4 protein-coding genes and 1 riboswitch are annotated in these 5,752 nt (G+C 41.5%); of the genes, 3 read left to right on the top strand and 1 reads right to left on the bottom strand.

The features are described 5' to 3' along the window. Positions 1-71: 71 nt before the first annotated feature. Positions 72-1,001: a manganese-dependent inorganic pyrophosphatase gene (locus IOC57_RS25205; protein WP_207441322.1), complete on the bottom strand. Its 930-nt coding sequence runs from the start codon at positions 999-1,001 to the stop codon at positions 72-74. Positions 1,002-1,294: 293 nt separating this feature from the next. Next, a riboswitch (cobalamin riboswitch) is annotated at positions 1,295-1,475 on the top strand. 137 nt (positions 1,476-1,612) lie between these two features. On the opposite strand from IOC57_RS25205, the gene IOC57_RS25210 reads away from it, so the two are divergent. Genes IOC57_RS25210 through IOC57_RS25220 form a run of 3 tightly spaced genes read left to right on the top strand, consistent with a single transcriptional unit; the run spans position 1,613 to position 5,417 of the window. Then, a complete protein-coding gene (locus IOC57_RS25210; RefSeq protein ID WP_207441323.1) occupies positions 1,613-3,910 on the top strand; it encodes a ribonucleoside-diphosphate reductase subunit alpha in 2,298 nt (765 codons plus the stop codon). Between the two features lie 45 nt (positions 3,911-3,955). Further along, on the top strand, positions 3,956-5,008 hold the full coding sequence (locus IOC57_RS25215; protein WP_034314867.1) for a ribonucleotide-diphosphate reductase subunit beta: 1,053 nt from the start codon (positions 3,956-3,958) through the stop codon (positions 5,006-5,008). Beyond that, entirely contained in the window at positions 4,998-5,417 is a 420-nt protein-coding gene (locus IOC57_RS25220) for a flavodoxin domain-containing protein (protein WP_207441324.1), read from the top strand. The genes IOC57_RS25215 and IOC57_RS25220 overlap by 11 nt, the downstream gene beginning before the upstream one ends. Positions 5,418-5,752: the final 335 nt, after the last annotated feature.

The following is a 5,752-nucleotide window of genomic DNA, read 5'->3' on the forward strand; positions in this document are numbered from 1 at the left end:
TGGTTGAGTCTTTTTTTTACATGTACAGAAAAAGGATGCCCATATTTTTAATGAGCACCCCCTTTTTCTAATTATTTGCTGAATACGTCCGTTAAGACCGGCACGATTTGTTTTTTACGCGATACAACGCCTTCTAAGACGGCGATGTTATTATTCAAAGAAACGTCGTATGCTTTTTCCACTGCATAAGCTGCTTTACCAAGAGCCAAGGCAACAGAGTCATTAGTCAAGATATCCGTTACGACGAATAGGAATAAGTCCAATTCCTTCTCAGCGATGACCGCTTCAATCGCGGCTTCCAATTCTCCTTGCTTAGCAAGGACCTCGTTCGGATCTACAGCATTAACTTGTGCTATCTCCACTTTAGCCATTCCCATGAAGAATTCCTTTGCATCAAGAGTGATAAGCTGAGCAATCGTTTTGTCGCTCAAGTCAGCTCCAGCCTTCAACATTTCCAAGCCGTATGTTTCAGCGTCGACTCCCGCAATGGCAGCCAGTTCCATTGCTGCTGCAACGTCTTGCTCTGTGCAGGTCGGTGATTTGAACAATAAAGAATCGGAAATGATGGCAGAAAGCATAAGACCTGCGATTGCTTTAGGGACTTCAATGCCGTTTTCTTTATAGATTTTATTTAAAATGGTTGCCGTACAGCCAACTGGTTCCGCACGGTAATATAAAGGATCGCTTGTTTCAAAGTTAGCGATACGGTGATGGTCGATAACTTCCAACACACGGGCTTGGTCAATATCTTCAGCACTTTGCTGGCGTTCGTTATGATCGACCAGGATTACTCCATCCGCTTCCCCTGCAACTTTTTCCACAAGACGGGGAGCTTCGAATTTGAATTGGTCCAATGCATATTGAGTTTCACCATTCACTTCACCCAGACGAACTGGTTCAGCGTTGATACCTAACTGCTTTTTCAGATCCGCATAAGCGATTGCTGAACAGATTGTGTCTGTATCCGGGTTTTTATGTCCAAAAACTAATACTTTTTCCAAGATTTTATCCCCTTTTTCATAAATATTTTTCCGCGAATCCCCCCATAGCAATAAGGGAGAGCCACCTTTACAAGACACTTTATTTTAACACAAAATCCAGTAAAATCAGCGCTTGAATTACCCATTCCCCAATAAAATCTTTCATTCCTTCACCTTCTGCCCTCCCTTTGTCAATAGATAAGGGCTGGTTTTTTTCAAATATATTAGTTGAATTATCATCGTATATGGCTTACGATAATATAAGCAGAAATACTAGATATTGATTACACTGACAATAATAATAACTATATATAGAATTTTTTATAATCCAAGGTGCCAGTGATGGCTGAAAAGGGAATTCGGTGTAAACCCGGAACTGTCCCCGCAACTGTAAATGTGACGAAATGAGAAACCCACTGTATAGCTCTCTATACGGGAAGGACTCAAAGTAGGATGATCATGAGTCAGGAGACCTGCCTTGAATTTTTCACGTTTCTTATTCTTCGGGGATTGAGATGATGAAACGATAGTATAACGGCTATTTTTCATGGCTCTTTTATTCTATCGTTTGATCCGCTCAATTCATTGGGCGGTTTTTTTATTTTAGCGGAAGTTAACAAGGAGGATTATTAATGACTCAAACATATAACTCTACCATTAGTGAAAATGAAACAGAAACGAAATCCATTCAGCTTGAAATGTTATCGAAAGAATTCGAAGGCCGTCTCGATATGGAAAAGTTCAAAAAGCGTTTTACAAAATGGATTGATCGCAAAAGTGACTCAACCGAAGAACAGGCATCAAGAAAACTGATTCAGCTCGCTCTTGAAGGTGTGGATATCGATGCTCCAGATTGGACGTTTGTTGCTGCAGCAGAACTGTTGAATACAATGTATAGGGATGCACAAGCCAACCGGGGTTATGAAGGCAAGAGTTACGGCCCATTCTATGAGCTGATCACGGGGCTTTCCCAGCTTTCAGAAGGTCAGCGTTATCCCATTTATAAATCAGAACTGCTCTCTTCATATACAAAAGCGGAAATTGAGGAATTGGGTTCGGTGATCGATCCGGAAAAAGATAAATTATTCTCTTACATAGGCATCTACCTATTAAACGATCGCTACCTAGCCCGCCCCAAAAAGGACAAGGTCTACGAACTGCCACAAGAACGCTTCATGATCATCGCGATGGAAATCATGCGATTGGAAAAAACGGAGCACCGCCTGCAACTTATAAAAGAAGCATACTGGGCCATGTCCAATCTTTATATGACCGTCGCGACTCCTACCCTCTCCAATGCAGGTAAAACACATGGACAGCTCAGCTCTTGCTTTATCGACGCAATTGAAGATTCCATTGACGGTATCTACCTATCTAACTACGATGCAGCAAAAGTATCTAAATTCGGTGGCGGTGTCGGTCTTTACGTTGGTAAGATTCGCTCTCTTGGTTCTGATATCCGAGGTTTCTCTGGAAACAGTTCCGGCACAACCCCCTGGATTCGACTATTCAACCAGACAGCTGTAAGTGTCGATCAATTGGGTCAACGAAAAGGTGCCATTGCGATTTACTTGGATGCCTGGCATAAAGATATCATGAGCTTCCTCGATTTGAAGACACAAAACGGGGATGACCGATTAAAAGCCCATGATATTTTTACGGGGGTATGCATACCTGATTTATTCATGGAGGCTGTACGAGACAGAAAAGAATGGTATCTTTTCGATCCGCATACCGTTAAGCAAACCCTTGGGTTTTCACTTGAAGATCTTTATGACGAAAAGAAAGGCGAAGGAAGCTTCAGGAATCATTATGCTCTTGCTGTCGAGGCAGCAGAAAATGGCACGCTTCCCAACTATAGCTTTGAAAAAATCAATGCGATGGACGTCATGAAAAGCATCATGATTTCTCAATTAGAAGAAGGCGTACCATATATGTTCTACCGCGATGAAGTGAATCGGAAGAATCCCAATAAACATAAAGGGATGATCTATTGCTCTAACCTTTGCACGGAGATTGCTCAAAACCTAAGCCCTTCGACGATTACGGATGAATATGAAACAGAAGATGGAGATGTTGTTGTGGTTCGTAAAAGCGGCGATTTCGTTGTCTGCAACCTTTCATCCATTAACTTGCCCCGAGCGGTGGGCAGCGATGTTTTAGAAAGATTGATTCCCATTCAGGTCCGTATGCTGGATAATGTCATTGATGTGAATAATCTTCCTGTCAAACAAGCATCCATCTCGAACAAACGTTACCGGGCGATTGGTTTAGGAACGTTCGGATGGCATCATTTACTTGCCACACAGAACATTTATTGGGAATCCGACGAGGCTGTTCACTATGCAGATGCTTTATACGAAAAGATCGCTTACTTAACAATCAAAGCATCCAACGAATTAGCCAAGGAAAAAGGATCATACCCATATTTTCAAGGATCGGATTGGCATACAGGGAGCTATTTCGAACTGCGTGACTATACAGATCAAAAATGGATGGATTTAAAAGCAGACGTGCAGGAACACGGGACCCGTAATGGATATTTAATGGCCATTGCTCCGAATTCATCGACCGCTAAAATCGGAAATTCCACGGATGGAATCGATCCTTTGTATGAAATTGAATTTTACGAAGAAAAGAAAAACTTCAAATTCAAGGTGACCGCACCAGGTTTGACGCCAAATACGTATGAATATTATAAAAAGACGCGATTTAATTTGGACCAACTGGAAAGCATCAGGCAAAATGCAGCCCGCCAACGCCATATTGACCAAGCAATCAGCTTTAATCTGTATGTACACAATACAATCAAAGCGAAGATCCTATTGGATATCCATTTAACGGCATGGGAAAGCGGGTTGAAATCAACGTATTATGTTCGTTCGACTTCTTCCGAATATGACAACGCCTGCGAAAGCTGTTCAAGTTAACGACAATCATAACCCAGTAATCTATTCTTAAAGGAGTTTTCACGAATGACCAATCATATCAAAAAGATTCGTATGCTGGAACCAACGCATCCAACCAAGGCAACCGGTGTTTTCAAAGGAGAAGCTTCAGGCTTCCTCCTTTGGAACGATATTCAGTATGAAAAATTCTATGATACCTATACACAGCTCATCAATAACTTTTGGAAGCCTTCGAGCGTGAACATGATTCAGGATAAAAAGCAGTGGGGCGAATTGGACGAAGATATCCAGGACGCTTTTCTGGATATCCTTACGATGATTGCTGGAATGGACAGTCTTCAAACGCCCACTTTAGTAGAAATCCTTCGGTACATCAAAGATCCAGCGGCAAAAGCTATCCTGGCCAACATGGCCCAGCAGGAATCGATCCATAATGAATCTTATTCCTATATCCTTGCTTCCTTGATTCCTGTAGGCAAGCAAAAACAGCTTTTCGATCGCATTAAAGAACATCCTGAAGTGATTAAGCGTAACCAACCGATCGTTGATGCTTATCAAACGTTCGTGGATGATCCCAGCCCTCAGCATTTATTCGAGGCACTGATCCATTCAACGAATCTTGAAGGGATTTATTTCTATCTGGCTTTCGCCTTTTATTATAATTTAGGACGCCAAAATTTAATGACCGGTTCCGCTACGATGATATCCTATATTCATCGCGATGAAATGGTCCATTTCGATTTCATTGGAATGCTCGTTCAAATCTTGATGTATGAATATCCTGAGTTAAATAATGAAGAAAACACTAAGTTCATCTATACAACGATTGAAAAAGCGGTTGAACTCGAAAAGGAATGGTCTGAATATATGCTCGAAGATATCCAAACCAAAGCCGATCTCGATTTGGAAGAATTCAATGAGTACATCGAATATATCGCCAACAAACGGTTACGTATGCTAGGCCTAGAAAATTTGTATAAAGAGTATGGCGAGAACCCGATGCCATGGATCAAAACGTTCGATGATGAATCCATCGGACTTACCAAAACCGATTTCTTCGAACAGAAGTCAAGAACATACAGTCAAGTAAATGCCAGCAATGGGTTCGATGAGCTTTAAAGTTGCCATAGTCTATCATTCTGCCGGAGGGAATACAAAAGCGCTTGCTGAAGCCCTTGCTTCCCTTTTACCTGAAGCTGGACTATATCGTATGAATGAATTTGATATACGTACATTGCCTGATTACGATGCATTGATTATCGGCACCTATACATGGGGCAATGGCGAGCTTCCTGCAAAATCAGCAGCCCTTTATAAAGAACTGGAACAGCTGCCTATCGCTCATCTGAAAACGGGTGTCTTCGGCACTGGTGAAACCAACTATAATCATTTTTGCGGGGCGGTCGATCATTTCCGGGATATGTTATTTGCCAAGAGCCAGTTATTGGTGACATTGAAGATAGAACAGATGTATCAAGAATCAGACTTGCCCAGACTTCAAAAGTTCGCCTCGCTATTCCAGAACTAACTAAAAGGGGATAGGCGTTTTTGCCTATCCCCTTTCAGTGTTTTTTTAAAGAGCTTGGCTCCCTATATCATGACAGCGGTAAGCATCAAGTGAAATGGAAGAAAAAAGGAGATAATATCCAATGACTGAAAATATAACCCAGTTCCTCCCTATCCTTTTTATGCTTGTGCTTATCGTATTCGTCCTCATCGTATTTTCCTGTTAGGGCATTTTAATCGTTCTAAACGGATCAAAGGAAAATTGGACAAACCATTAAAGAAAATGAATGAACGAAAGAAAAGAAAAATAAAAAGACTCCAAAATCTGAACTGCACCCCAATTGTTAGACACCATCT

The organism is Bacillus sp. SD075, assembly GCF_017355165.1.
Lineage (GTDB): Bacteria > Bacillota > Bacilli > Bacillales > DSM-1321 > Peribacillus.

Coding starts and splice junctions, on each gene's coding strand:
- IOC57_RS25210 (WP_207441323.1), top strand. CDS start 1,613: ATGACTCAAACATATAACTCTACCATTAGTGAAAATGAAACAGAAACG.
- IOC57_RS25215 (WP_034314867.1), top strand. CDS start 3,956: ATGACCAATCATATCAAAAAGATTCGTATGCTGGAACCAACGCATCCA.
- IOC57_RS25220 (WP_207441324.1), top strand. CDS start 4,998: ATGAGCTTTAAAGTTGCCATAGTCTATCATTCTGCCGGAGGGAATACA.